18 protein-coding genes and 1 pseudogene are annotated in these 23,291 nt (G+C 73.3%); 9 read left to right on the forward strand and 10 right to left on the reverse strand.

Annotated features, from left to right (window positions below; genetic code table 11):
- Window positions 1-77 precede the first annotated feature (77 nt).
- Window positions 78-938: pseudogene (locus ACYVPE_RS08205) on the reverse strand (shikimate dehydrogenase); the annotation flags it as partial.
- 165 nt (window positions 939-1,103) lie between these two features.
- On the opposite strand from ACYVPE_RS08205, the gene ACYVPE_RS08210 reads away from it, so the two are divergent.
- The 5 genes from ACYVPE_RS08210 (at window position 1,104) to ACYVPE_RS08230 (ending at window position 7,623) form a co-directional block, all read left to right on the forward strand.
- The gene (locus tag ACYVPE_RS08210) at window positions 1,104-1,778 is read left to right on the forward strand and encodes a TetR family transcriptional regulator (RefSeq protein ID WP_461032767.1); all 675 of its coding nucleotides are present in this window, start codon (window positions 1,104-1,106) and stop codon (window positions 1,776-1,778) included.
- Between the two features lie 163 nt (window positions 1,779-1,941).
- Window positions 1,942-3,336, forward strand: coding sequence for an MFS transporter (locus ACYVPE_RS08215; protein WP_461032768.1), 1,395 nt, complete (start codon window positions 1,942-1,944; stop codon window positions 3,334-3,336).
- A gap of 56 nt (window positions 3,337-3,392) precedes the next feature.
- Complete coding sequence (locus ACYVPE_RS08220; RefSeq protein WP_461032769.1) at window positions 3,393-4,136, forward strand: sugar phosphate isomerase/epimerase family protein; 744 nt, start codon at window positions 3,393-3,395, stop codon at window positions 4,134-4,136.
- A complete protein-coding gene (locus ACYVPE_RS08225; RefSeq protein WP_461032770.1) occupies window positions 4,133-5,245 on the forward strand; it encodes a Gfo/Idh/MocA family protein in 1,113 nt (370 codons plus the stop codon). Before ACYVPE_RS08220 ends, ACYVPE_RS08225 begins: the two co-directional genes overlap by 4 nt.
- Window positions 5,246-5,511: 266 nt before the next feature.
- Entirely contained in the window at window positions 5,512-7,623 is a 2,112-nt protein-coding gene (locus tag ACYVPE_RS08230; protein ID WP_461032771.1) for an acyltransferase family protein, read from the forward strand.
- A 24-nt stretch (window positions 7,624-7,647) separates the two neighbouring features.
- Here the strand turns inward: ACYVPE_RS08230 and ACYVPE_RS08235 are convergent, their stop codons facing one another.
- Genes ACYVPE_RS08235 through ACYVPE_RS08255 form a run of 5 tightly spaced genes read right to left on the reverse strand, consistent with a single transcriptional unit; the run spans window position 7,648 to window position 13,700 of the window.
- On the reverse strand, window positions 7,648-9,591 hold the full coding sequence (locus ACYVPE_RS08235) for a DUF2264 domain-containing protein (RefSeq protein WP_461032772.1): 1,944 nt from the start codon (window positions 9,589-9,591) through the stop codon (window positions 7,648-7,650).
- The gene (locus ACYVPE_RS08240; protein WP_461032849.1) at window positions 9,588-10,571 is read right to left on the reverse strand and encodes a hydroxyacid dehydrogenase; all 984 of its coding nucleotides are present in this window, start codon (window positions 10,569-10,571) and stop codon (window positions 9,588-9,590) included. The genes ACYVPE_RS08235 and ACYVPE_RS08240 overlap by 4 nt, the downstream gene beginning before the upstream one ends.
- A gap of 29 nt (window positions 10,572-10,600) precedes the next feature.
- Window positions 10,601-11,452, reverse strand: a complete 852-nt coding sequence (locus ACYVPE_RS08245; RefSeq protein WP_461032773.1) for a carbohydrate ABC transporter permease — start codon at window positions 11,450-11,452, stop codon at window positions 10,601-10,603.
- Window positions 11,449-12,381 (reverse strand): carbohydrate ABC transporter permease, encoded by a 933-nt coding sequence (locus tag ACYVPE_RS08250; protein ID WP_461032774.1) that lies wholly within the window; start codon window positions 12,379-12,381, stop codon window positions 11,449-11,451. The genes ACYVPE_RS08245 and ACYVPE_RS08250 overlap by 4 nt, the downstream gene beginning before the upstream one ends.
- On the reverse strand, window positions 12,378-13,700 hold the full coding sequence (locus ACYVPE_RS08255) for an ABC transporter substrate-binding protein (RefSeq protein WP_461032775.1): 1,323 nt from the start codon (window positions 13,698-13,700) through the stop codon (window positions 12,378-12,380). The genes ACYVPE_RS08250 and ACYVPE_RS08255 overlap by 4 nt, the downstream gene beginning before the upstream one ends.
- A 143-nt stretch (window positions 13,701-13,843) precedes the next feature.
- Between ACYVPE_RS08255 and ACYVPE_RS08260 the strand changes: the two genes are divergently transcribed.
- On the forward strand, window positions 13,844-14,962 hold the full coding sequence (locus ACYVPE_RS08260; protein ID WP_461032776.1) for a substrate-binding domain-containing protein: 1,119 nt from the start codon (window positions 13,844-13,846) through the stop codon (window positions 14,960-14,962).
- Here the strand turns inward: ACYVPE_RS08260 and ACYVPE_RS08265 are convergent.
- Window positions 14,959-16,569, reverse strand: coding sequence for an SLC13 family permease (locus tag ACYVPE_RS08265; RefSeq protein ID WP_461032777.1), 1,611 nt, complete (start codon window positions 16,567-16,569; stop codon window positions 14,959-14,961). The genes ACYVPE_RS08260 and ACYVPE_RS08265 overlap by 4 nt on opposite strands.
- Window positions 16,570-16,808: 239 nt before the next feature.
- On the opposite strand from ACYVPE_RS08265, the gene ACYVPE_RS08270 reads away from it, so the two are divergent.
- Together ACYVPE_RS08270 and ACYVPE_RS08275 are read left to right on the forward strand one after the other, a co-directional pair.
- Window positions 16,809-17,654 carry a DeoR/GlpR family DNA-binding transcription regulator gene (locus ACYVPE_RS08270; protein WP_461032778.1) on the forward strand — a complete coding sequence of 282 codons (846 nt, stop codon included), beginning with the start codon at window positions 16,809-16,811 and terminating at the stop codon, window positions 17,652-17,654.
- Between the two features lie 24 nt (window positions 17,655-17,678).
- On the forward strand, window positions 17,679-18,215 hold the full coding sequence (locus tag ACYVPE_RS08275) for a DUF6328 family protein (RefSeq protein WP_461032779.1): 537 nt from the start codon (window positions 17,679-17,681) through the stop codon (window positions 18,213-18,215).
- Here the strand turns inward: ACYVPE_RS08275 and ACYVPE_RS08280 are convergent.
- Entirely contained in the window at window positions 18,212-19,078 is an 867-nt protein-coding gene (locus ACYVPE_RS08280) for a SigB/SigF/SigG family RNA polymerase sigma factor (protein WP_461032780.1), read from the reverse strand. The two genes, ACYVPE_RS08275 and ACYVPE_RS08280, sit on opposite strands and share 4 nt — an antisense overlap.
- 158 nt (window positions 19,079-19,236) lie before the next feature.
- Between ACYVPE_RS08280 and ctaD the strand changes: the two genes are divergently transcribed.
- On the forward strand, window positions 19,237-20,919 hold the full coding sequence (gene ctaD, locus ACYVPE_RS08285; RefSeq protein ID WP_461032781.1) for an aa3-type cytochrome oxidase subunit I: 1,683 nt from the start codon (window positions 19,237-19,239) through the stop codon (window positions 20,917-20,919).
- 3 nt (window positions 20,920-20,922) lie between these two features.
- Here ctaD and ACYVPE_RS08290 read toward each other — a convergent pair whose 3' ends face one another.
- Window positions 20,923-21,939 (reverse strand): hemolysin family protein, encoded by a 1,017-nt coding sequence (locus ACYVPE_RS08290; RefSeq protein WP_461032782.1) that lies wholly within the window; start codon window positions 21,937-21,939, stop codon window positions 20,923-20,925.
- The gene (locus tag ACYVPE_RS08295; RefSeq protein ID WP_461032850.1) at window positions 21,936-23,261 is read right to left on the reverse strand and encodes a hemolysin family protein; all 1,326 of its coding nucleotides are present in this window, start codon (window positions 23,259-23,261) and stop codon (window positions 21,936-21,938) included. Before ACYVPE_RS08295 ends, ACYVPE_RS08290 begins: the two co-directional genes overlap by 4 nt.
- Window positions 23,262-23,291 lie beyond the last annotated feature (30 nt).

The following is a 23,291-nucleotide window of genomic DNA, read 5'->3' on the forward strand; positions in this document are numbered from 1 at the left end:
AAGGGAAGGGGGCGGGGGGGAAGGGAATGGGCCGGGGGCGGGGGCGGGGGCGAACCGGGGTGGGGGGAGCGGCGGTCGGCCGCGGCGGCGAGTTCGGTGACGTCGGCGAGCATCAGGTCCCGGTCCGGGTCCCGGCCGGTGATCAGCCGGAAGGCGTCGGCGGCCTGGAACGCGGCCATGCCGGCGCCGTCCAGCGTGGCGCAGCCCGACGCCCGTGCGGTGCGCAGCAGTTCGGTCTCCAGCGGCCGGTAGACCACCTCGGCGACCCACAGCGCGGGCGTCAACAGTGCTGCCGGCAGGGGGAGTCCGGGGTGGGCCGCCATGCCGGTCGGCGTGGCGTGCACCAGCCCGTCGGCGGCGAGGAGCAGCGCGGCCAGCTCGGCCGGCTCCGCCGCGTCCGCGCGGTCCGCGCCGAACCGGCGGGCGAGCGCGGCGGCCAGGCCGGTGGCAAGCGCCGGCACGGCGTCCACCACGGTCAACCGCCCGGCGCCCAGGCCGAGCTGGTCGTGCGCCACGGCGCCGCCCGCGCCGCCCGCGCCGAGCTGCACGATCCGGCCGAGGCGGGCGTCGGGCAGCCCGCGGGCGAAGGCGGCCGCGAACCCGGTGACGTCGGTGTTGTGGCCGACCTCCCGGCCGCCGGCCAGGACCACGGTGTTGACCGCGCCCAACCGCTCGGCGCCCGGCGCGAGTTCGTCCAGGTGCGGGACGACGAGGCGCTTGCAGGGGTGGGTGACGTTCAGCCCGTCGTAGCCCAGGTCCCGGGCCGCGCGCAGCAGTTCGCCGACGGCCTCGGGGGCGACGCCGAGCCGGTCGATGTCGATCAGCCGGTAGAGGTAGCGCAACCCCTGCCGGTCCGCCTCGCGTTCGTGCACGGCCGGACTCAACGAGGGACCGATGCCGGAACCGATGAGCCCGACGAGATAGGAACCCGCGGTCATCGCGCCTCCAATTCACTAACCGGTTCGTTAGTTGTAGCCCGGGACGGCCCCGGAGGGAAGCCCCCGTTCCGGGGCGGACCGTCGGGTGATCACCGGTCCGGCCTAGAATGAACCCCTCGATCCACGCCCCGATCCACGCCCCGAGTCGACCGTCCGAGGAGCCGCATGGCCGCCGCAGTTCCGCCGCAGAGCCCGGCCGACCCGCGGGTCCGCACCAGGGACGCGGCGCGGACCAGGGCGGAGATCCTCGACGTGGCGACCCGGGAGTTCGCCCGTGCCGGGTACGCCGGCGCCCGGGTGGACGAGATCGCCGCCCGCACCCGCACCACCAAGCGGATGATCTACTACTACTTCGGCGGCAAGGAACAGCTCTTCACGGCCGTGCTCGAGCGGGCCTACTCGGTGATCCGGCAGGCCGAGCAGGAGCTCGACGTCGCGCACCTCGACCCGGTGGCCGCCATCCGGCGGCTGGTCGAGCTCACCTTCGACCACCACGAGGCCCACCCCGACTTCATCCGGCTCGTCAGCATCGAGAACATCCACGAGGCCGAGCACATCGCCGCCTCCGAGGAGCTCAGGAGGCTCGGCTCGCCGGCGATCGACGTGCTGCGCCGGATCCTGGACGCGGGGCGCGGCTCCGGGGTGTTCACGGTCGACGTCGACGCGGTGGACCTGCACGCCATGATCAGCTCGTTCTGCTTCTTCCGGGTCGCCAACCGGCACACCTTCCAGGCGCTCTTCGGGCGCGACCTGGTGGCGGCCGCGCAGCGGGAGCAGCACCGCGCCATGCTCGGCGACATGGTCGTCGCCTACCTCACCGCCGAGCGCGTCACCGACTGACCGCGGCGGCCCGGCCGCCGGCAACCCGCGCCGACGCGCGACCCCTTGACAGACCGTTCGCGGCTCCCCACCATCCCGTAGCAACTCGCTACTAACTATCCAGTGGGTTAATTGCGCCGCGTCTCCCCACCGCGCCGCCGTCCCCTTCCCCGAAGGAGCCGCCGTGACCGCCGTCCCCACCCCCGGGACCCCAGGGACCCCCGGGCAGGAACCCGCCGAGAGCCAACCGCGAAAGGCCGCGCTCGCCGCCTGGATCGGCAGCGCCCTCGAGTACTACGACTTCTTCATCTACGGCAGCGCCGCCGCGCTGATCTTCCCCGACGTCTTCTTCGACGAGTCCGACCCGGCCAACGCCACCCTGCTCTCGCTGGCCACCTTCGGCGTCGCGTACGCCGCCCGCCCGGTCGGCGCGCTCTTCCTCGGTCACTACGGCGACCGGCTGGGCCGGAAGAAGATCATGGTCTTCACGCTGATGCTGATGGGCCTCTCCACCTTCGCCATCGGCTGTCTGCCGACGCGGGAGCAGGTGGGCACGCTGGCGCCCGTGTTGCTGGTGCTCTGCCGGGTGCTCCAGGGGATCTCGGCCGCCGGCGAGCAGGCCAGCGCCAACTCGATGACCCTGGAGCACGCGCCGGGCGGCCGCCGCGGCTACTACACCAGCTTCACCATCAACGGCACCCAGGCCGGCCAGCTGCTCGCCACCCTCGCCTTCATCCCGGTCGCCGCGCTCCCCGACGACCTGCTGCTCTCCTGGGGGTGGCGGGTCCCGTTCTGGCTGAGCGTCGTGGTGGCCGTCGTCGGCTACCTCATCCGCCGCAACCTCGGCGAGACGCCCGCCTTCGAGGAGCAGGCCGCCACCGAGGGCGTGGCCAGGATGCCGCTCGCCGTGCTGCTTCGCGACCACTGGGCCGACGTGCTGCGGGTGGTCGGCGGCGCGCTGATCGCCTCGGTCAGCACCATCTTCACCGTGTGGGCGCTGGCCTACGCGACCAGCGACGCCGTCGACATCGACCGGTCCGACATGCTGTGGGTCGGCGCTCTGGCCAACCTGGTGGCGCTCGGCGCGATCCCGCTCTGGGCCGATCTCTCCGACCGGATAGGGCGGCGCCCGGTCTTCCTGATCGGCGCGGTGGGCAGCGCCGGGATGATGTTCGCCTACCTGTGGGCCATCTCCAGCGGCTCCTACCCGTTGATCCTGCTGCTCGGCATCCTCACCTTCGGCGTGGTCTACAGCGCGGCCAACGGCGTCTGGCCCGCGTTCTACGGCGAGATGTTCCCCACCAGGGTCCGCCTCTCCGGGATGGCCGTCGGCACCCAGATCGGCTTCGCCGTCGCCGGCTTCGCGGTGACCTTCGCCGCCCGGATCGCCGGCCCGGACGGCGACCGCTGGGCCGCCGTCGCCCTGTTCACCGCCCTGCTGTGCGTGCCGCCGGTGATCGCCGCGTTCTCCGCCAGGGAGACCCACGACGTTCCCGCCGACCGGCTCGGCCTGCCCGCATCGCCGGCGGGGATCGGGGAAGGATCTTCGGTGACGGCGGGGGATTGCCAGGGCCGGTAAATCGATACATCCTCGTGAAGGACGCGAAACGGGACGCCTCGGAAGGCACTTCAACCATGGCATCACCACTGGGTGTTCAGCTCTACACCGTGCGCGACGCGCTCGCCGCCGATCGGGACGGCGTGCTCGCGCGGATCGCCGGGATCGGCTACACCGCGGTCGAGCCCTTCAACCCCACCGACGACCCCGAGGGCTTCCGGCGGGTCGCCGACGACCTCGGCCTCACCGTGTCCGGGGCGCACGCGATCCAGCTCCTGCACGGGGAGACCGGGCCGGTCTTCGAGGCCGTGGCCACCCTCGGCACCGACCTGGCGATCCTGCCGGCCGGCATCCCCGAGGAGGAGTTCACCAGCCGCGAAGGGCTCGCCAGGGCCGCGGAGCTGATCAACGGGCTCGCCGAGCAGGCGGCCGGACACGGGCTGCGGCTCGGCTACCACAACCACTGGTGGGAGGTCGAGCCGCTGGTCGACGGCCGGCACGCCATCGAGGGGCTGGCCGAACTCCTCGCCCCCGAGGTGGTGTTGGAGCTCGACACCTACTGGGCCGCGGTCGGCGGCGCCGATGTGCCGGCGCTGCTCGGCCGCCTCGGCGAGCGGGTGGTCGCGCTGCACGTCAAGGACGGACCCGCGGTCAGGAACGAGCCGCACGTGGCCGTCGGCTCAGGGGTGATGCCGGTGCCCGAGGTGCTGGCCGCCGCGCCCGGCGCGCAGCGGATCGTGGAGCTCGACTCCTGCGACACCGACCTCTTCGACGCGCTCACCGAGAGCCGTGCGTACCTCGTCGGACTGGGGTCGGCATGAGCGGCGGACCGGTGGGCGTCGCCCTCGTCGGCGCCGGCAACATCAGCGGGCAGTACCTGCGGACCCTCGGCAGCTTCCCCGACGTCCGGGTGCTGGCCGTCGGCGACCTCGACGAGGAGCGGGCCAGGGCGGCCGCCGCCGAGCACGGGGTACCGGTGGCCGGCGACGTGGACGCGGTGCTCGCGGTCCCCGAGGTGGAGATCGTCGTCAACCTGACCGTCCCGGTGGCGCACGCCCAGGTGGCCACGGCCGCGCTGCGGGCCGGCAAGCACGTCTACGGCGAGAAGCCGTTCACCGCCACCCCGGCCGAGGGCGAGAAGGTGGTGGCCGAGGCCGCCGAACGCGGGCTGCTGCTCGGCGGCGCGCCCGACACCTTCCTCGGCGCCGGTATCCAGTCGGCGGTGCGGGCGGTCAGGGCCGGCCGGATCGGTACCCCGATCGCGGCTGCCACCGCCACCCAGAGCCTGGGCCCCGAGGGTTGGCACCCCGACCCCGCTTTCTTCTACCAGCCGGGCGGCGGGCCGCTGTTCGACATCGGCCCCTACTACCTGACCGCGCTGGTCGCCCTGTTCGGCCCGATAGCCGGCGTCCACGCCGGCGGTGGCCGGGGCCGGGCGGTGCGGAGCGTCGGCTCGGGGCCCAAGGCCGGGCAGGAGTTCCCGGTCGACGTGCCCACCCACGTCCAGGCGCTGCTGGAGTTCGCCTCCGGGGAGACGGCCACCTCGGTCTTCAGCTTCGACTCCTCGATCCGCCGGACCTCCATCGAACTCACCGGCAGCGAGGGCTCGTTGGCGGTCCCCGACCCCAACACCTTCGACGGTCCACTGCGGTTGCTGCCCAACGGCGAGGACGAGTGGGTGGAGCTGCCGATCGAGGGCTCCACCGCGGGCCGGGGCCTCGGCGTGCTGGAGATGGCGCGGGCCCTGCGCGGCGGCGTGCCGCACCGGGCCTCCGGCGCGCTGGCGTTCCACGTGCTCCGGGTGATGGCCGCGATCGCGGAGTCCGCCGAGAGCGGCGAGCCGCGCCGCCTCGACGCGGCCGGCGCCCCGCTGCCGGCGGCGCCGGAGCCGCTGCCGCTCGGCTGGGACCCGTACGCGGCGCAGCTCTGAGCGCTCCGACGGACGTGGCACGACAGGCCGTTGCCAAACTGCGGTGGACGTTGCCCGACCCGCTGAGCGGGCCGCCCCAGGATCCCGCCCGGTCCCCTCGACCGGGCGGGATATCGTCGTTTCCCCGGAGTCGGCCTCGGAGTTGACCCGTGAGTCGGTGCGGCGTGGGGTGCCGTTGTGGCGTGATTGGCCCATTGTTTACCGAGTATTCAACACGTACATATCCCGTATCGTGTCGCGCCGGACGTCACTCGAAAGGGAGATCGATGCGCCGCGACACCAGTGCGGAGACCCCCGCCGGCATATCCGGCGAGCCACCACACCGGCCGGACATCCAGGGCCTCCGCGCCGTCGCGGTGGGCCTCGTCGTCCTCTCGCACGCCGGGGTGCGGGGGTTCGACGGGGGCTACGTCGGCGTCGACGTCTTCTTCGTGATCTCGGGCTTCCTGATCACCTCGCTGCTGCTCCGCGAACTCGACGCGACGGGCCGCCTCTCGTTCCCGAGGTTCTACGCCAGGCGCGCGATGCGCCTGCTGCCGGCCGCGACGCTGGTCGCCCTCGTCACCCTGGTCGGCGCCCGCGTCTACCTGTCCAAGCTGCGGTTCGAGGAGTACACAGGGGACGCGCTGGGCGGGCTGCTCTACGCCGAGAACATCCGGCTGGCGATCACCGGCACCGACTACCTCTCCGAGGGCACCCCGCCTTCGCCGTTCCAGCACTTCTGGTCGCTCGCCGTCGAGGAGCAGTTCTACCTGCTCTGGCCGCTGCTGCTGTGGCTCGGCTGGCGGGCGCTGCGCCGCCACCGGGCGCGCGTCGCGGCGCTGACCGCGGCGCTCTGCCTGGTGTCGTTCTGGCTCAGCGTGACCGTGACCGAGAGCTCGCCCTCCTGGGGCTACTTCGGGACGCACACCCGGTTCTGGGAGCTGGGCGCCGGAGCGCTGCTCGCCCTGGGCGTCGGGCGGTTGAACCGGCTGCCGGCCCCGCTCGCGGCGCCGATGACCTGGCTCGGCCTCGGCTGCGTGCTGCTGGCCGCCGTCTGGTTCGACGACACGACGCCCTACCCCGGGTACCACGCGCTGCTGCCGGTGCTCGGCACCGCGCTCGTGCTGGCCGGCGGCTGTTCGCCCGCCAGGGGCGACGCCCGACTGCTGCTCGCCATCCGGCCGGCCACCTGGGTCGGCGGGGTGTCGTACGGCTGGTACCTGTGGCACTGGCCGCTGCTCGTCATCGGCCCGACGGCGCTCGGCAGGGCCGACGACGACGGGCTGACGCTCCCGGTGCTGCTCTGCGTGGCCGCCCTGCTGCTGGCCTGGGGGACGCTCCACCTGGTGGAGAACCCGCCGCGCTTCCACGTGGGGCTGCGGCACCGCCCGCACCGGGCGTTGGGCGTCGGCTTCGGCCTCTCGGCGAGCGCCAGCGCCGTCATCCTCGTCGCGTCGGCCTTCCCGCCGCCGATCAGTTCCGGCTCGTCGGCCCCGGCGCTCGGCGAGGCGCTGGCCGGCGCGGCCGATCCGCGGGGGGAGTTGGCGCGGCTCCTGGCCGAGCCGGGCGACGGGCTGCCGAGCAATCTGACGCCGGCCCTCGACCGGATCAGGGAGGCGCGGTCCGCGCTCTACCGGGACGGCTGCCACGTGGAGGACGACAGCGACAGGACCCCGCACTGCGTCTACGGCGACCCCGACTCGGAGCGGGTCGTCGTGCTCTACGGCGACTCGCACGCCGCCCAGTGGTTCCCGGCGCTCGACCGGCTGGCGAGGGACAACGACTGGAAGTTGGTCACCCTGACCAAGGCGTCCTGCAAGGTGCCCACCGTCACCACGATCCGCGACCACCGCGCCTACGAGGGGTGCGACACGTGGCGGACCGAGACGCTGGACTGGATCCGGGAGCTCGGACCCGAACTGGTGATCGCCTCCTCCTCCGAGGAGGGCGACCTCGCCGGCCCCACCGACGACCCGCTGCGGGAGTGGGCCGACGGCTACCGGGGGACGTTCGAGGCCCTCGCGGACAGCGGGGCCCGGCTGGCGCTCCTCCTCGACACCCCCTGGCCGGTCGGCGACCCGGTCGAGTGCGCGGCCGAACGCCCGCTGGAACTGCGGGACTGCGTGAACCGGCTGCCGGGCGCGGTGCACGACCAGGCCAGGCGGGACGCCGCCACCGAGGTGGCGGAGACGATGGGCGTCCCGGTCATCGACCCCGTCCCCTGGCTCTGCGCCGACACCGGCGAGTGCCCCGTCGCCGTGGGCGACACGTTCGTCTACCGCGACGACAACCACCTCAGCGAGGGCTACGCGGCGGCCCTCGCCCCGGTACTCGGCGACCGGCTCGCCGAACTCCGGCCCGAACTGTTCCCCGCGGGCGACGACGGCGCACGGTAGCCGGCGTGGGTCGCCGGGGCCCGGTCAGCCCGGCAGTGGTACCCGGGCGGTGAGCCCGTCCGGCCAGCGCAGGGTCACCTCGTCGTCCGGTCCGACGGTGATCTCGGGGGCGGCGGGCGGTTCGGTGTCCGGCCGGTCGAGGACGACCAGCGCGGCCACCACCTCGCCCGCCCGCGGCGGCCCCTCGGTGGCCAGCCACGGCACCGCCGTGTGGCGGCCGAGCGGCGTCACGTCCGTCAACGGTGTGACGCCCGACCTGTCGAGGCCGCGCAGGCTCCGCACCGTGGAGCGCAGCCCGCCGCCGACGGCCTGTCCTGCCGCCGTCTCCGGCGGCTCGTCGGCCGTCAGGGGCCAGCCGCCGAGCCGCAGTTCGCGGCACGAGGCGGCGGAGCCGGTGATCCGCGCCAGCCGGACCTCGACGCCGTCGCGCAGCACCGAGGCGACGGTGAGCACCGGGCCGGGGGTCACCTGCCCGACGCGTCCCGAGCCGTGGTCGGGGCTTTCGTCGGCGCCGGCGTCCACCCAGCGGACCTGGCCGCCGGAGGCCGCCGCCAGCACGCCGCCTGGCAGCTCCCCGGCGTAGTGGGTGGTGAACCCGGAGCGGTGGCTCGGGCGGCCGGCGTGGTCGAGCAGCACCACCGCGTTGTCCAGGGGGTCCTCGGCCGCCGGCCCGGCGAGCGGCGGCACGGTGGCCGTCGAGTAGCCGAGCCTGGCGTAGAGCGGGGCGTCGGTGCCGGTGGCGCCAGGCGTCGCGTGGTCGGTGCCGTGGTTGAGCAGCAGCGCCACGCCGGTGTCGCGGCGGGCCGAGACCAGCCAGCCGGGGGCCGCGACCACCCGGGCCGTGTCGCCGGTCTCGATCGGCAGCGGCTCCTCGCGCGCCGTCCACACGGGGTGGTCGGCGGGCAGGGCGAGGCCGAGCATGCCCTTGGCCGCCCAGTAGGGCGATCCTGGCCCCGAGTACGCCTGCCGCATCGCCGGCCACGGGTGGTGCCAGCCGATGGAGAGCAACCCCCGCTCGCCGTCCGGCGCTTGGTGCTCGGCGAAGTGCCGCAGGACCCCGCTCGCGGCGCGCCGCAACTGCCCGGGCGGCAGCGCGTCCACGCCGGTCAGGGCCGCGGTCCAGAACGGCGCCGCGGCGGCGAACCGGTAGATCAGGCTGCGGCCCTGGAGCAGCGGCGAGCCGTCCGCGCCGAGCAGCCGGACGGCGTCCGCCAGGTAGCGGGCGAGGTCGGCCGCCCACCGCTCGCGCAGCGCGGGCGGGCAGAGCGATCCGGTGACGTCGAACAGCTCGGTCCACAGCAGCGGGTAGAGGTGCAGCGCCCAGCCGGTGTAGTGGTCGTAGGCCCGTTCGTCCGCGCCGTCCGAGAGCCAGCCGGCCGGCCGGCGGAGCGCGGCGTGGACGGCCAGGTCGGCCTCCACGTCGGCGGCCGACCAGGGGCCGCCGACCTCGCGGAGGAAGGACTCCACGACGATCCGGAACCACACCCAGTTGATCGGCGGGTAGGGCTGGCCGACGACGGTGGCGAGCCAGTCGACGGTCCGCTCGCGGACCCCGTCGTCCAGCGCGTCCCAGAGCCAGGGCCTGGTGAGTTGGAGGATCAGCGCGATGGACGCCGCCTCGACCTTGGCCTGGCCGAGCCGGTCGGGGCGCGGCCAGTACTCGGGGGAGCGCGGGTCGGTGCCGGCGGTCAGGCCGGCCGCGTAGCGTTCGAGCAACGCGGCCTGGCCGGCGCCGCGTTCGCCGGCGATCCGGAAGCCGGCCAGCAGGAAGGAGCGGGCGAAGCCCTCCAGGCCGTCCGAGTCGCGGCCGTGGCCGCTGGCCGGGCCCGGCAGGTCGACGCGGGCCAGCCCAGGCGAGCGGTACGGGTCGAGGGCGGCCAGCATCCGGTCGGCGTGCGCGGCCCAGTGCGCCCTGGTCCAGCCGGTGTGCGGGGAGAGCGCCGGGTCCTGGGGTGGGAGAGGGATCACGCCTGCACCGCCAGGGACTCCCGGGTGACCGGGTCGAGCGGCGGCAACCCCCGTGCGTAGCGGTCGAGTTCGTCGAGCGCGGCGGCGGTCATCCGGCGGGTCTCGGAGCCGAGCGAGCCGGCGATGTGCGGGGTGAGCACGACGTTGGGCAGGTCGTAGAGCGGCGAGGCGTCGGGCAGCGGCTCGGGTTCGGTGACGTCCAGGACGGCGTGCAACGCGCCGGCGGCGCAGGCGTGTTCGAGCGCCGCGGTGTCGACCAGCGCGCCGCGCGCGGTGTTGATCAGCACCGCGTTCGGCGGCAGCGCGGCGAGTTCGGCGGCGCCGATCAGGTGGTGGGTCTCCGGGAGCGAGGGCGCGTGCAGGCTGAGCACGTCGGCCTGCGGCAACGCGTCGGCGAGGGTGGCGGGTTCGGCGCCGGCGGCCGCGATGGCCGCCGGGTCGGCGACCGGGTCGACCACCAGCACCCGGCCGAGGCCGAGCCGCACCAGCAGCTCGGTGACCCGGCGGCCGATCCGGGAGAAGCCGACCAGCACCACCGTGCGGTCCCGGCCGGTCAGTTCGCCGTGCGCCTCCCGGTAGCTCCAGTCGGTGCGGAACCTGCGGGCCTCGGCGGCCAGGAACGGCACCTTCTTGAACGCCCAGAGCACCGCGGCCAGCGTGTACTGGGCGACGGGCTCGGCGTTGGCGTCGGCGGCCGTGGTGACCAGCACGCCGCGGTCGAACACGGCGTCGGTGACGTGGAGCCGCACGGTGCCGGCGGCGTGCAGCACCGCGCGCAGCCGGGGCGCCGCCGCCAGCACCCGCTCGTCGAGGAGCGGGCAGCCCCAGGACGTCAGCAGCACCTCGGCGGTGGCGAGCCGGCGGCGGGCGGCGGGCGAGTCCAACTCGTGGGCCGCCAGCGGCTCGTGGACGGTGGCCAGCTCGCGCAGCCGGGCGAGCTCGGCGTCGCCGAACAGGGTGCCGAGCCAGCCGGCGTCCATCACCAGCAGGGTCTCGGGGCGGCGTGGCGTCACTTGACGCTCCCGGCGGCGAGTCCCGACCGCCACTGGCGTTGCAGCACCACGAACGCCAGCAGCAGCGGGACGACGGCGAGCAGCGAGCCTGCCACGACGAGGGGGGTGTACTGCGGGAACTGGCTCACGCGCGCGCTCCACTGGAAGAGGCCGAGGGTCATCGGGAACAGGTCGGGGTCGGTCAGCATGACGAGGGGGAGGAAGAAGTTGTTCCAGATGCCCACGAACTGGAAGAGCAGGATGGTCACCACGCCGGGGCGCATCATGGGCAGCGCGATGGTGAAGAAGGTGCGCAGCTCGTTCGAGCCGTCCATCCTGGCGGCCTCCAGCACCTCGTCGGGCACCGCGGCCTCGGCGTAGGCGCGGGCCAGGTAGACGCCGAAGGGGTTGGTGAGCAGCGGGATGAACACCGCCCAGAAGGTGTTGACCACCCGCAGCTCGGAGGCGAGCAGGTAGAGCGGCAGGGCGAGCGCCGTGGTGGGCACCAGCACCCCGGCCAGGGTGACGGCGAACAGGGCGCGGCGCCCGGGGAAGTCGAGCTTGGCGATGGCGTATCCGCAGGCGGCGCAGATCAACGCGCCGAGCACCGAGCCGAGTCCGGCGTAGAGCAGGGAGTTGCGCACCCAGGAGAGGAAGACGCCGTCCTCCTCGGCGAACAGGTCGCCCAGGTTGGTCCAGAGGTTCCAGTCGCCCAGCTCGAAGGCGCCGGTGGTGGAGAAGTCGCCGACGGACTTGGTGGCGGAGGTGAGCAGCCAGATCAGCGGCAGCACGCTGTAGAGCGCGGCGATCCCGAGCAGGGTGTGCACGGCGCCCCGGGACATCCAGCGGGACGAGGACGACGTTCTCATCGAGACCTCCGGGCGGAGAGGCGCATCACCAGCGCCGAGAGCAGGGCGGAGGCGACGGCGAGGAGCAGTGAGGCGGCGGCGGCCCGGCCGTAGTCGTTGCTGATGAACGCGGCCTCGTAGACGTAGAGGCTGGGGGTCCAGGTGCTGGTGACCGAGCCGGTGAAGTTGCGCATCACCAGGGGCTCGGTGAAGAGCTGGAGCGAGCCGATGACGGTGAAGACCAGGGCGACGAACACGGTGGGCCTGATCATCGGGACCTTGATGCCGAGGGCGGTGCGCACCGGCCCCGCGCCGTCCACCCGGGCGGACTCCAGCACCTCGCGCGGCACGGTGCGCAGCGCGGTGTAGAAGATGATCATGTTGTAGCCCATCCACTGCCAGGTGGCCATGTTGACGATGGACGGCAGCACGCCCGAGCTGCCCAGCGGGTCCCAGGGCAGCACGTCGTTGAGCGGGCCGATGTTGGGGCTGTAGAGGTAGGTCCAGATGAGGACCGCGATCACGCCTGGCACGGCGTAGGGCAGGAAGACGGCGAGCGACCAGAACTGGCGGAGCCGGACGGTGGCGCCGTCGAGCAGCAGGGCGAGCAGCAGCGCGCCGCCGAGCATCAGCGGGATGTGGAGCAGCGCGTAGGCGGCGACGTTGAGCACGCCGTCGTGGAAGGCGGCGTCGGTGAGCACGTCGCCGTAGTTCTCCAGCCAGACGAACACGTCGCGCGGGCCCTCGAAGCCGAGCCCGGAGAGGCGCTCGGTGAACAGGCTGAGGTAGAGGGCGTAGCCGATCGGCACCAGCACGGTGCCGGTGAGCAGCAGCGCGAAGGGAGCGACGAGGAGCAGGGTGGCCGGCGAGGTCCTGCGGCGGCGTGGCGCGCGGCTGCCGGACGCCCGGTCGGTTCCGGGGTCGCTGTCGGTGGGGGCGAGGACGGTCATGCGGGGCTCCCCTCGCGGACCGAGAGGCCGCGGCCGCGCATCTCGGAGACGGCGGCGCGCTGCACCCGGCGGACGGCGTCGGGGATGGTGGTGCCGCCGGTGGGCACCGGGCCGAGGGAGTCGGCGACGGTGGAGAACAGGCCGAGCGCGTTGGGGCCCCAGGTCCACTCGGGGACCCGGTCGCCGGCCACGTCGAGCACGTCGAAGACGGGGTCGCCGACGAAGAAGTCGTCGGGGAGGATCTCGCGGGCGATCTCGCGGTTGGGCAGGTAGGCGGGGAAGGGCGAGGTGAAGGTGGCGCCGATGCGCGGGTAGTCGGGGCCGGCGCAGAGCCAGCGCAGGAAGGTCACCGCGGCCTCGGGGACCGGGCTCTCCTCCGACACCGAGAACGCGCTGCCGCCCTGCATCCCGTTGGCCGGCTCGCCGTCCCAGGTCGGCATGGTGACGACGGCCCAACGCCCGGTGTCGTCGGGTATCGACCGCTTGAGCGTGCCGACGCTCCAGGCGGCGCCGAGCAGCCCCCAGAGCCGGCCCTCGTGCATGCCGGCGATCCAGTCCTGGGTGCCGGTGCCGCCCGAGCCGACCAGGTCGGCGGCGATCAGGTCCTGCCAGTAGCCGGCGGTCCGCAGGGTGCCCTCGCTCGCGACGTCCACCACCCAGGTGTCGCCCTCGATCCGCCACCAGGGCTGTCCCGCGCCCCAGCACATGCCGGCGAAGAACGAGCCGTCGTTGAGGGGGAAGGTGGTGATCCTGGCTGCCGGGTCCGCCGCCCTGACCGCCTCGGCGGCGGCGGCGAACTCGTCCCAGGTGCGCGGCGCCGCGATGCCGTGCTGGTCGAAGAGGTCCTTGCGGTAGTAGAAGGCCATCGGCGCCAGGTCCATCGGCACGGCCCAGGTGCGGCCGTCGGGGCGCACCGCGCGCCAGGCGGCGGGGGAGTAGCCGTCGGCCAGGTCGGCGACGTCGTCGGTGATCTCGCGCAGGCCGCCGGTGGCCAGGAGTTGGATCAGGCCCTGGTACTCGACGTGCAGGATGTCGGGCGCGTTGTGCGCGCGGATGGCGTTGGTCTGCTGGGCGTAGCCGCCGGACAGGCCGCCGGCGATCACGTTGAGTTCGACGTGCACGTCCCGCTGGGCGGCGTTGAAGGCGGCCACGTACTGGTCCATGCCGGTCATCCACGACCAGATGGTGACCCGGGTGGCACCCGAGGCGGTCGTGCGTGACGAACAGCCGGAGAGCGCGGTACCACCCGCGGCGAGCGCCGCGGCGCCGGCCGAGGCGCGCAACAGGGCGCGCCGCGACCAGCCGGTGTGAAGCGCCATTGGTTGATCCCCCTTGATCTCTCCTGACGCCCACTCCGCCCGTTGGGAGTGGTGCCGGACACTTCAACCTGTGCGATAGTTCGTGGTCAATCATTCGGAACTGAATCGATCAGAATCGATCAGAAGCGAAGGTGGTGGTGGGGGTGGCGGACGGCGCCGGCGGCACCGGCGGGCTCGCCTGGGAGCGGCAGGAGCGCATCCTGGCCGCCGTCCGGAGCTCCGGGACCGTGCGGCTCTCCGAACTCGTGCGCCGGCTCGGCGTCTCCGCCGTCACGGTGCGGCGGGACGTCACCGCGCTCGCCGACCGCGGCCTGGTGCGCCGGGTGCACGGCGGCATCACGCTGCCCTACCGCGGCCTCGGCGAACCGGGCAGGAGCGGGCCGCCCGCCGTCTTCGTCGGCATGGTGGTGCCCTCGGTCGACTACTACTGGCCCGAGGTGATCAAGGGCGCCCAGGCCGCCGTCGCCGCCGAGGGCGGCCGCCTCGTGATGCGCGCCTCGAGCTACGACCCGGCCGACGACCGCCGCCAGGTCGGCGCGCTGCTCGACCGCGGCGTCCAGACGCTGCTGGCCGCGCCCGCGACCGCCGGCGCCGCCGGGCTCGAACTGCTGCGCTGGCTCGGCGGGTTGCCGATCCCGGTGGTGCTGGTGGAGCGGCTGCCGCCGCCCGCGCTGCCCACCCTGGCGCTGGACGCCGCCACCACCGCGCACGCCCTGGGCGCCGGTCTCGCCGTGCGCCACCTGGTGACCCTCGGGCACCGGCTGATCGCCCTGATCACCTCCCGGTCCAGCCCCACCAGCCGGGCGCTGCGCGCCGGTTGGCGGGAGGCCACCGCCTCCCTCGACCTGCCGCCGCACGGCCACCTGGACATCGACGTGCCCACCTACGGCACCGCCGGCTGGGTCGACGCCTACGACGAGGTGCTGGCCCGCTGCCGGGAACGCGGCGTGCGGGCGCTGCTCGTCCACTCCGACCGCGAGGCCATCGGCATGGTCGAGCGCGCCCGCGACCTGGGTCTTCGGGTGCCGGAGGAGTTGGCCGTCGTCTCCTACGACGACGAGGTCGCCGCCGCCTCCGACCCGCCGCTGACCGCCGTCCGCCCGCAGAAGCACCGGCTCGGCGCGCTGGCCGCCGAGCTGGCGCTGGCCCGCCTCGCCGACACCGGCGAACGCCCGGTACACCGCCTCCAGTTGTGGCCCACGCTGATCGTCAGGGAGTCCTGCGGCGGCGCGGCCCCCGACCGGCCCCGGGACGGGCCCTAACCTCCGACGCCGGTGACCGCCACCATCAGCGGCAGGCCCAGGATGATGATCACCGCGCCCAGCACGTCGAAGGTGAAGCCGGAGCGGATCATCGTGGTGATCGGCACCACGCCCGAGCCGTAGGCGATGGCGTTCTGCGGCGTCGAGACCGGCAGCATGAACCCGAACGACGCGGCGAACGTCGCCGCCAGCGCCGGCACGAACGGGTCGACGTCCGCCGCCATCGCGATCGGCAGCACGATCGGCACCACCACCGCGGCCGACGCCGTGTTGCTCGTGGTCTCCGACACCAGGATCGCCAGCGCCGCCGAGAAGGCGGTGATCCAGAACAGGCTGGTCATCCCCAGCGCGTCGTTGGCCTCCGTGCCGATGGTCAGCGCAAGACCGGTGGACTCGAGCAGCGAGCCGAAGATGATCCCGGTGCCGAACAGCACGATGGTGCCCCAGTCGATCCGCGCCGCGTCGCTCCAGTTGAGCGTCGCCTCCCGGCGGGCGAAGTTCGTCGGCAGCAGGAACAGCAGCGAGGCGCCGAGCACCGCCACGATCCCCTCGTTGAGCCGGCCGCTTACCGTCTCGTACACCGAGGAGTCGGTGCCCGCGACCAGCGCCACCACGCCCGGCGTGATCCACAGCACCACCGTGATCCCGAAGGCGATGAGCGTGTTCCACTCCGCCCTGGACAGCCGCCCCAGCTCGGCGCGCTGCTCAGCCACGTACTCCTCGATGCCCTCGATCCGGCGGATCTCGGGCCGGTTGACCAACAGCAGCACCACGGCAAGCACCACGAACATCAGCGCGCAGATCGGCAGCGCCGTCGCCATCCACTGGGCGAACGAGATCCGTTCACCCGTCGCCTCCTCGATCAGGCCCCGCCCGATCAGGTTCGGCGGCGAGCCCACCGGCGTCAGCAGCCCGCCCACGCTCGCGCCGTACGCCAGCATCAGCACCAGCGCCGCGCCCACCCGCAGCCGCGTCGGGTCGAAGTCCGGCTCCACCAGACCGCGGTCCTGGAGCAGCTTGGCGATCACCGTCAGGATGCCGAGGGCGGTCGGCAGCAGCATCGCCACCGTCGCCGTGTTGGACACGAAGGCGGACAGCACGCAGGTGATCCCGCCGAACGCCACGATCACGCCGACCGTGGACCGGCCGACGCCGGGCAGCGCCAGGATGCGGAACGCGAACCGCCTGGCCAGGCCGTGCTTGAGCATCGCCTGGGCGAGGATGAACGCCCCGATGAAGGTGAAGACCGTCGACGAGCCGAACGGCGCCAGCGCGTCGTTCGCCGGCACCACCCCGAACAGCACGATGCAGCCCACCCCGATCAGCCCGCCCACCGGGATCGGCACCGGTTCCGTCACCCACAGCACCACCACGCCGAGCAGCAGCCCGGCGAGGGTCTGCTGGCTGGGCGCCATGTCGAGCGGCAGCGCCAGGAAGACCACGGCCACCAGCGGCGCCAGCCACAGTCCTGTGGTCCGCCTGGCCCGTTCGAACCGCTCCTCGGCCGGCGTGAGCCGCTGTTCGCCGAGGCTGCGGTAGGTCGCGTGGCCCAACAGGGCCTTCTGTACGTCGGTTCTGGTTCCGGGCCCGCTGTCGCTGGTTGTCATGGAGCCACCTCCGAGTTCCTGTCCCGCCGCGCCGCGGGACTCCGATCAACCTGCCGTCGAACGGCCCGGTCGTACAGGGGTGGTGCACGAAGTCGTCCCTGGGACGGGTGGGAACGCGCGGCCGGTGCGTCGAGCGCGCACCGGAAGTGGCGTGTTTCGCGCACGGCTGGCTAGAGTCGGGCCCACGCGCCCACGCGCACGCCCCCGAGGGGGCCGAGAGAGCGAGGACGGTCGGTCGGATGGCAACCCCAGGCAGTCGCGGCACGCTCAGGTCCCGCGAGCGGCGGGAGCAGATCATCAGCCTCGCGACGGACGCCGGCCTCGCGAGCGTCGAGGAGTTGGCCGCCCGCTTCGGCGTCACGGCCTCCACCATCCGCCGCGACCTCACCCAGCTCAGCGCGAGCGGCCGGCTCGCCCGCACCTACGGCGGCGCCATCGCCGTCCCGCACCGCGGCGAGGCGTCGCTCGACCAGCGCGACAGCGAGGCGTTCGAGCCGAAGCGGGCCATCGCCCGCTGGGCCGCGGAACGCGTCGAGGTCGGGCAGTCCCTGCTGCTCGACGCCGGCACCACCGTGGCCCTGGTGGCCCGCGCCCTGCCGCCCGAGGCCTCGTTGACGGTCACCACCGCCAGCCTGCCGGTGCTCCACCACGTGCAACACCGGGACGACGTCACCACGCTGTGCCTCGGCGGGCGGCTGCGCGCGCTGAGCGACGCCTTCGTCGGGCCGCTGGCCGAGGCCGCGTTGGAGCGGATGAGCTTCGACGTCGCCTTCCTCGGCGCCGACGGCGTCACCAGCGACGGCGGCCTGTGCGAGGCCGAGCTCGAACAGACCAGGCTCAAGGAGCTGATGGCCCGCCGCTCCCGCCGGGTCTACGTGCTGACCCACGCCGCCAAGCTGGGCCACCGCCCCTTCCGCGCCTGGGCCAGGCTCGAGGGGGACTGGACGCTGGTCACCGACGACGGCGCGCCGCCGCACGTCGTCGAGGAGTTCAGGGCGGCCGGCCGGGACGTCGTCGTGGTGCCCACGGCGCGGCACGCGGAGACGCACGGGGAGACGCCGGCGGAGACCGCCGCGCCTGCGTGAACCGGCGGTCCGCCGCGGGGCAGGATGGCCGACATGTCACGGCCAGCCGCACGCCACGAGACCCCGGAGGAACGGGCCGACCGAAACTTCGTCGAACTGCTCCAGGAACTGCGCGTGACGCAGACCGGGGTGCAGATCCTCTTCGCGTTCCTGCTCACGCTCGCGTTCACCGAGCGCTTCACCGACCTCGACGACTTCGAACGCGCCACCTACGTCACCACCCTGGCGCTCGCGCTCTGCGCCACCGCCCTGTTCACCGCCCCCGCCGCGGTCCACCGCGCGCTCTTCCAACGCGGCGCCAAACGGCTGCTGGTGGTCGTCTCGGCCCGGCTCGCCGCCGCCGGACTCGTCGTGCTCGCGCTCTCGTTCACCGGCGCGATGCTGCTGGTGGTGAGCGTGGTGGTCAGCCGCACGGCCGGGATCATCGCCGGCGGCTGCGCCTTCCTGCTCTGCGGCGCGCTCTGGGGGGTGCTGCCGCGGCTGCTCAGACACCGGGCCGGCCCCGGGGACCGGAACGGTGCCCGGGGCCGGCCCCTCCCTCCTGCCCCTCCCGGTCGCTAGCCAGGCCGCGCGGAGTCCGGGGCCCGAGCCGGCGCCGGAGCGGGCGCCGGGTCGGCCGCCTCGGTGTGCTCCGCGTCCTCGACCTCGGCCCTGATCCGCTCGCAGGCGCGGCTCAGCAGCCGCGAGACGTGCATCTGCGAGATGCCGAGCTGGTGGGCGATCCCGCTCTGCGTCATGCCGTGGAAGTAGCGCAGGTAGAGGATGTGCCGCTCCCGCTCCGGCAGGGCCCGCAGCGGATCCCTGACCGACTCCCGGTCCACCACCCGGTCGAAGCCCGGCTCCGGCTCGCCCAGCGTGTCGAGCAGCGAGTAGTCGCCGTCCGAACCAGGAAGTTCCGCGTTCAACGACAGCGTGCTGTAGCTCTCCAGCGCCTCCATGCCCGTCCTGACCTCGTCCTCGGTCAGGCCGCTGTGCTCGGCGATCTGCGACACGCTCGGCCCCCGGTCGTCCAGCCGGTAGCTGAGCTGGCGAGTGGACGCCCGCACCTGGTTCCGCAGCTCCTGGGTGCGCCGCGGCACGTGCAGCCCCCACAGGTGGTCGCGGAAGTGCCGCTTCACCTCGCCCACGATCGTGGGCACCGCGTAGCTCTCGAAGGGCCGGCCGCGGTCCGGGTCGTACCGGTGCACCGCCTTCACCAGGCCGAGCGCGGCGACCTGCTCCAGGTCCTCGAGCGACTCGCCGCGGTCCCGGAAGGTGCGCGCCAACCGGTCCGCCATCGGGATCCAGGCCCGCACCACGTCACGGCACAGCTCGTCCCGCTCGGCGCAGGGCGGCAGCTTCGCGATGCGCGCGAACTCCCGGCTGGTGTCGGGGGCGTCATCGTGGGGATGGCGCCGTTTTCGGGGTTGTGCGGGTGTGTTCATGGTGCGTCTCCCTGTGCTCGCCACGGAAGAGGCCGCTGACCTCAGTCTGCCCGCTAACCCCCGCCGGCACATCTCGGAAGATGACACATTGTGTTCGAGCAATCTCTTACCGTGATACAACAAGCCGCGGACAGGCCGTGACAGCGAAGGGACGGTCCATGGCGACGCTGACGGACACACGGGCCGCGGAGCACGCGCCGAGACGCCGTGGCCCCGGTCGGATCCTGGTGTCCTGGGTGACCACCACCGATCACAAACAGATCGGCACCCTGTACCTGGTCACGGCGTTCCTCTTCTTCCTGCTGGCCGGCTCCCTCGCCATGGTGATGCGCGCCGAGCTCGCCAGGCCGGGACTGCAACTCGTGACCGCCGAGCAGTTCAACCAGGCGTTCACCCTGCACGGCACGATCATGATGCTGCTCTTCGCCACCCCGCTCTTCGCCGGCTTCGCCAACTGGATCATGCCGCTCCAGCTCGGCGCCCCCGACGTGGCCTTCCCCCGGCTGAACGCGCTCGCCTACTGGTTCTACCTCTTCGGCGGCCTGCTGGTGATCGGCTCGCTCCTCACCCCGGCCGGCGCGGCCAGCTTCGGCTGGTTCGCCTACGCGCCCCTCAACGACGCCGTGCGCTCGCCGGGGCTCGGCCCCGACATGTGGGTCATGGGCCTGGCGCTCTCCGGCTTCGGCACCATCTTCGGCGCCGTCAACTTCATCACCACCATCGTCTGCATGCGCGCGCCGGGGCTGACCATGTTCCGGATGCCGATCTTCGTCTGGAACATCCTGCTCACCAGCGTGATGGTGTTGCTGGCCTTCCCGGTGTTCGCCGGCGCCCTGTTCTGCCTCGCGGCCGACCGGGTCTTCGGCGCCCACGTCTTCGACCCGGCCAACGGCGGCGCGCTGCTGTGGCAGCACCTCTTCTGGTTCTTCGGCCACCCCGAGGTCTACATCATCGCGCTGCCGTTCTTCGGCATCGTCACCGAGATCATCCCGGTCTTCAGCCGCAAGCCGATCTTCGGCTACCTCGGCCTGATCGGCGCCACCATCGCCATCGCCGGCCTCTCCATGACGGTCTGGGCGCACCACATGTTCGCCACCGGCGCGGTGCTGCTGCCGTTCTTCTCCGGTCTCTCGTTCCTCATCGCCGTGCCCACCGGCGTCAAGTTCTTCAACTGGATCGGCACCATGTGGCGGGGCTCGCTCAGCTTCGAGACCCCGATGCTCTGGTCGATCGGCTTCCTCGTCACCTTCCTCTTCGGCGGCCTCACCGGCGTCATCCTGGCCTCGCCGCCGCTCGACTTCCACGTCACCGACAGCTACTTCGTGGTCGGCCACTTCCACTACGTGGTCTTCGGCACCGTGGTGTTCGCGATGTTCGCCGGCTTCCACTTCTGGTGGCCCAAGTGGACCGGCCGGATGCTCGACGAACGCCTGGGCCGGATCCACTTCTGGACCCTGTTCGTCGGCTTCCACGGCACCTTCCTCGTCCACCACTGGCTGGGCGTCGAGGGCATGCCGCGCCGCATCGCCGACTACCTGGCCGCCGACGGCTTCACCACCCTCAACACCATCTCCACCATCGGCGCCTTCCTGCTCGGCCTCTCCACCCTGCCGTTCCTCCTCAACGTCTGGCAGACCGCCAGGCACGCCCCACGGGTCGACACCGACGACCCGTGGGGCTTCGGCCGCTCCCTGGAGTGGGCCACCTCCTGCCCGCCGCCCCGGCACAACTTCACCGAACTGCCCAGGATCCGCTCCGAGTCGCCCGCCTTCGACCTGCACCACCCCGACTTCGCCGAACGCCCGGAGGGCCGCCGCCACCACCACGACGCCACCGACTGAGCGTCACTCGGCCGTCGGGCCGACCAGCTCCACCAGCACGTCCTCCATGGTCACGAAGCCCAGCAGCCGCCCCCTGGCGCTCACCACCGCCGCCAGGTGGGTGACCGCCCGGCGCATCGCCGTCAACGCGTCGTCCAGCGGGGTGTCGAGCCGGATCTGCACCACCGGATGCGTCGCGTCCCGCGGGAAGGGCCGGTGCCGGTCCGCGGCGCCCAGCGCGTCCTTGACGTGCAGATAGCCGAGCACCGTGTTGCCTGGACCCGTCACCGGGAACCGCGAGTAGCCGGAGGAGGCCGCCACCCGCTCCAACTGGCGCGGCGTCACCAGATGGTCGACGGTCACCATCCGCGCCACCGGCACCACGATCTCCGCCACCGTCCTGGTGCCCAACTCCAGCGCGTCCCGCAGCCGTTCACTCTCCTCGGCGGCCAGGAGACCGGCCTCGCTGGAATCCTGCACCAGCCGCACCAGCTCGTCGTCCGTGAACACCGAGGCCACCTCGTCCCGGGGCGTCACCCGTACCAGCCGCAGCAGCACGTTCGCCAGCTCGTTGATCCCGAAGATCACCGGCCGCAGCGCCCTGGTCAGGCCCACCAGCGGCGGGCCGAGCAGCAGCGCGGTGCGCTCGGGCGCCGCCAGCGCGATGTTCTTGGGCACCATCTCGCCCACCAGCATGTGCAGATACGTCGCCACCGCGAGCGCGATCGCGAAGGCGATCGGATGCACCAGGCCGTGCGGCACGTGGACCACCCGGAACAGCGGCTCCAACAGGTGCGCCATCGCCGGCTCCGCCACGGCGCCGAGCACCAGCGAGGACGCGGTGATGCCGAGCTGCGCGGTCGCCATCATCGCCGACAGGTGCCGCAGCGCCCACAGCACGGTGCGGGCGCCGCGCTCGCCCGCCTCGGCCCGCGGCTCGATCTGGTCGCGGCGCACCGAGATCAGCGCGAACTCGGCGCCCACGAAGAACGCGTTGGTCACCAACGTCAGCGCGCCGAGCGTCAGTTGCCAGAACGTCATCGCGACACCCCCGCGCCAGGATCGGCTTCCCGCTCGGGCGGGGCGGTGATCCGCACCCGCGCCGCCCGATGCCGCTCGACGGCCAGCACGTCGAGCCGCCAGCCCGCCAGCTCCACCTGGTCGCCGGCCGCCGGGATCCGGCCGAGTGCCGTGGCCACCAGGCCGGCCACCGTCTCGTAGGGCCCCTCAGGCAGGGCGAGACCGACCGCCGTCAGCTGGTCGATCCGCGCGCCGCCGCCCGCCTCCCACACCCCGGGCCCCGCCCCGGCCAGCTCGGGCACCTCCTCCGGGTCGTGCTCGTCGCGCACCTCGCCGACCACCTCCTCCACGATGTCCTCCAGCGTCACCACCCCGGCCGTGCCGCCGTACTCGTCCACCACCACCGCCATCGACCGCCGCCCGCGCAGCCGCTCCAACAGCCGGTCCACCGGCAGGCTGGCCGGCACCAGCGGCGCCTCCGTCGCCAGCTCGGCGACCGGCACCAGCGAGCGCCGCGCCTCGTCCACCGCCAGCACGTCCTTGATGTGCACCATCCCCACCACGTCGTCCAGGCCCTCGTCGTACACCGGGAACCGCGAAAGGCCGGTGGCCGACGTCAGGTTCGCCGCGTCGGCCGCGCTCGCCGTCCGCCGCAGCGCGTGCACCCCGACCCGCGGCGTCATCACGCTCTGCGCCGTCAGCTCGCCCAGGTGCAGGGTGCGCACGAACAGCTCGGCCGAGTCCGAGGGCAGCACCCCCTCGGCCGCCGAGTGCCGGGCCAGCGCCACCAGCTCCTGCGGGGTGCGCGCCGAGGCCAGCTCCTCGGTCGGCTCCAGGCCGAACCAGCGGACGATCCGGTTCGCCTCCTCGTTCAGATGCCGGATCAGCGGCCCGAACGCCGCCGTGAAGCCCCACAGCAGCGGCGCCACCGTCCGCGCCACCCGCCGCGGGTGGGTGATCGCCCAGTTCTTCGGCATCAGCTCGCCCACCACCATCAGCACCACGGTGGACAGCGCCACGCCGAGCGCCACCGCCAGCGTGGACGCCGTCGAGCCCGGCACCCCTGCGGACCGCAGCGGCCCGCGCAGCAGCCTGGCGAGCGACGGCTCGGAGAGCATCCCGATCACCAGCGACGTCACCGTGATCCCGAGCTGCGCCCCGGACAGCTGGAACGTCAGCCGCCGCACCGCCTTCACCACCCCGGCGGCCCCCGGCTCACCGGCCGCCGCGGCCCGCTCCAGATCGCCGCGCTCCACCGTGGTCAGGGAGAACTCGGCGGCCACGAACACCGCGCAGGCCAGCGTCAGCAGCAACGCCACGAGCAGTAGCAGCAGTTCGATCAACATGTCGCCCCCATCCGAGGTCCGGGCGTG

The organism is Streptomyces mayteni, assembly GCF_054783955.1.

Bases quoted from the DNA above. Each gene is read 5' to 3' on its own strand.
- ACYVPE_RS08290 (WP_461032782.1), bottom strand. From the start codon at position 21,939: ATGACGTTCTGGCAACTGACGCTCGGCGCGCTGACGTTGGTGACCAAC.
- ACYVPE_RS08280 (WP_461032780.1), bottom strand. From the start codon at position 19,078: ATGAACACACCCGCACAACCCCGAAAACGGCGCCATCCCCACGATGAC.
- ACYVPE_RS08240 (WP_461032849.1), bottom strand. From the start codon at position 10,571: ATGGACGCCGGCTGGCTCGGCACCCTGTTCGGCGACGCCGAGCTCGCC.
- ACYVPE_RS08265 (WP_461032777.1), bottom strand. From the start codon at position 16,569: ATGACAACCAGCGACAGCGGGCCCGGAACCAGAACCGACGTACAGAAG.
- ACYVPE_RS08230 (WP_461032771.1), top strand. From the start codon at position 5,512: ATGCGCCGCGACACCAGTGCGGAGACCCCCGCCGGCATATCCGGCGAG.
- ctaD (WP_461032781.1), top strand. From the start codon at position 19,237: ATGGCGACGCTGACGGACACACGGGCCGCGGAGCACGCGCCGAGACGC.
- ACYVPE_RS08210 (WP_461032767.1), top strand. From the start codon at position 1,104: ATGGCCGCCGCAGTTCCGCCGCAGAGCCCGGCCGACCCGCGGGTCCGC.
- ACYVPE_RS08225 (WP_461032770.1), top strand. From the start codon at position 4,133: ATGAGCGGCGGACCGGTGGGCGTCGCCCTCGTCGGCGCCGGCAACATC.
- ACYVPE_RS08220 (WP_461032769.1), top strand. From the start codon at position 3,393: ATGGCATCACCACTGGGTGTTCAGCTCTACACCGTGCGCGACGCGCTC.
- ACYVPE_RS08250 (WP_461032774.1), bottom strand. From the start codon at position 12,381: ATGACCGTCCTCGCCCCCACCGACAGCGACCCCGGAACCGACCGGGCG.
- ACYVPE_RS08255 (WP_461032775.1), bottom strand. From the start codon at position 13,700: ATGGCGCTTCACACCGGCTGGTCGCGGCGCGCCCTGTTGCGCGCCTCG.
- ACYVPE_RS08275 (WP_461032779.1), top strand. From the start codon at position 17,679: ATGGCCGACATGTCACGGCCAGCCGCACGCCACGAGACCCCGGAGGAA.
- ACYVPE_RS08245 (WP_461032773.1), bottom strand. From the start codon at position 11,452: ATGAGAACGTCGTCCTCGTCCCGCTGGATGTCCCGGGGCGCCGTGCAC.
- ACYVPE_RS08270 (WP_461032778.1), top strand. From the start codon at position 16,809: ATGGCAACCCCAGGCAGTCGCGGCACGCTCAGGTCCCGCGAGCGGCGG.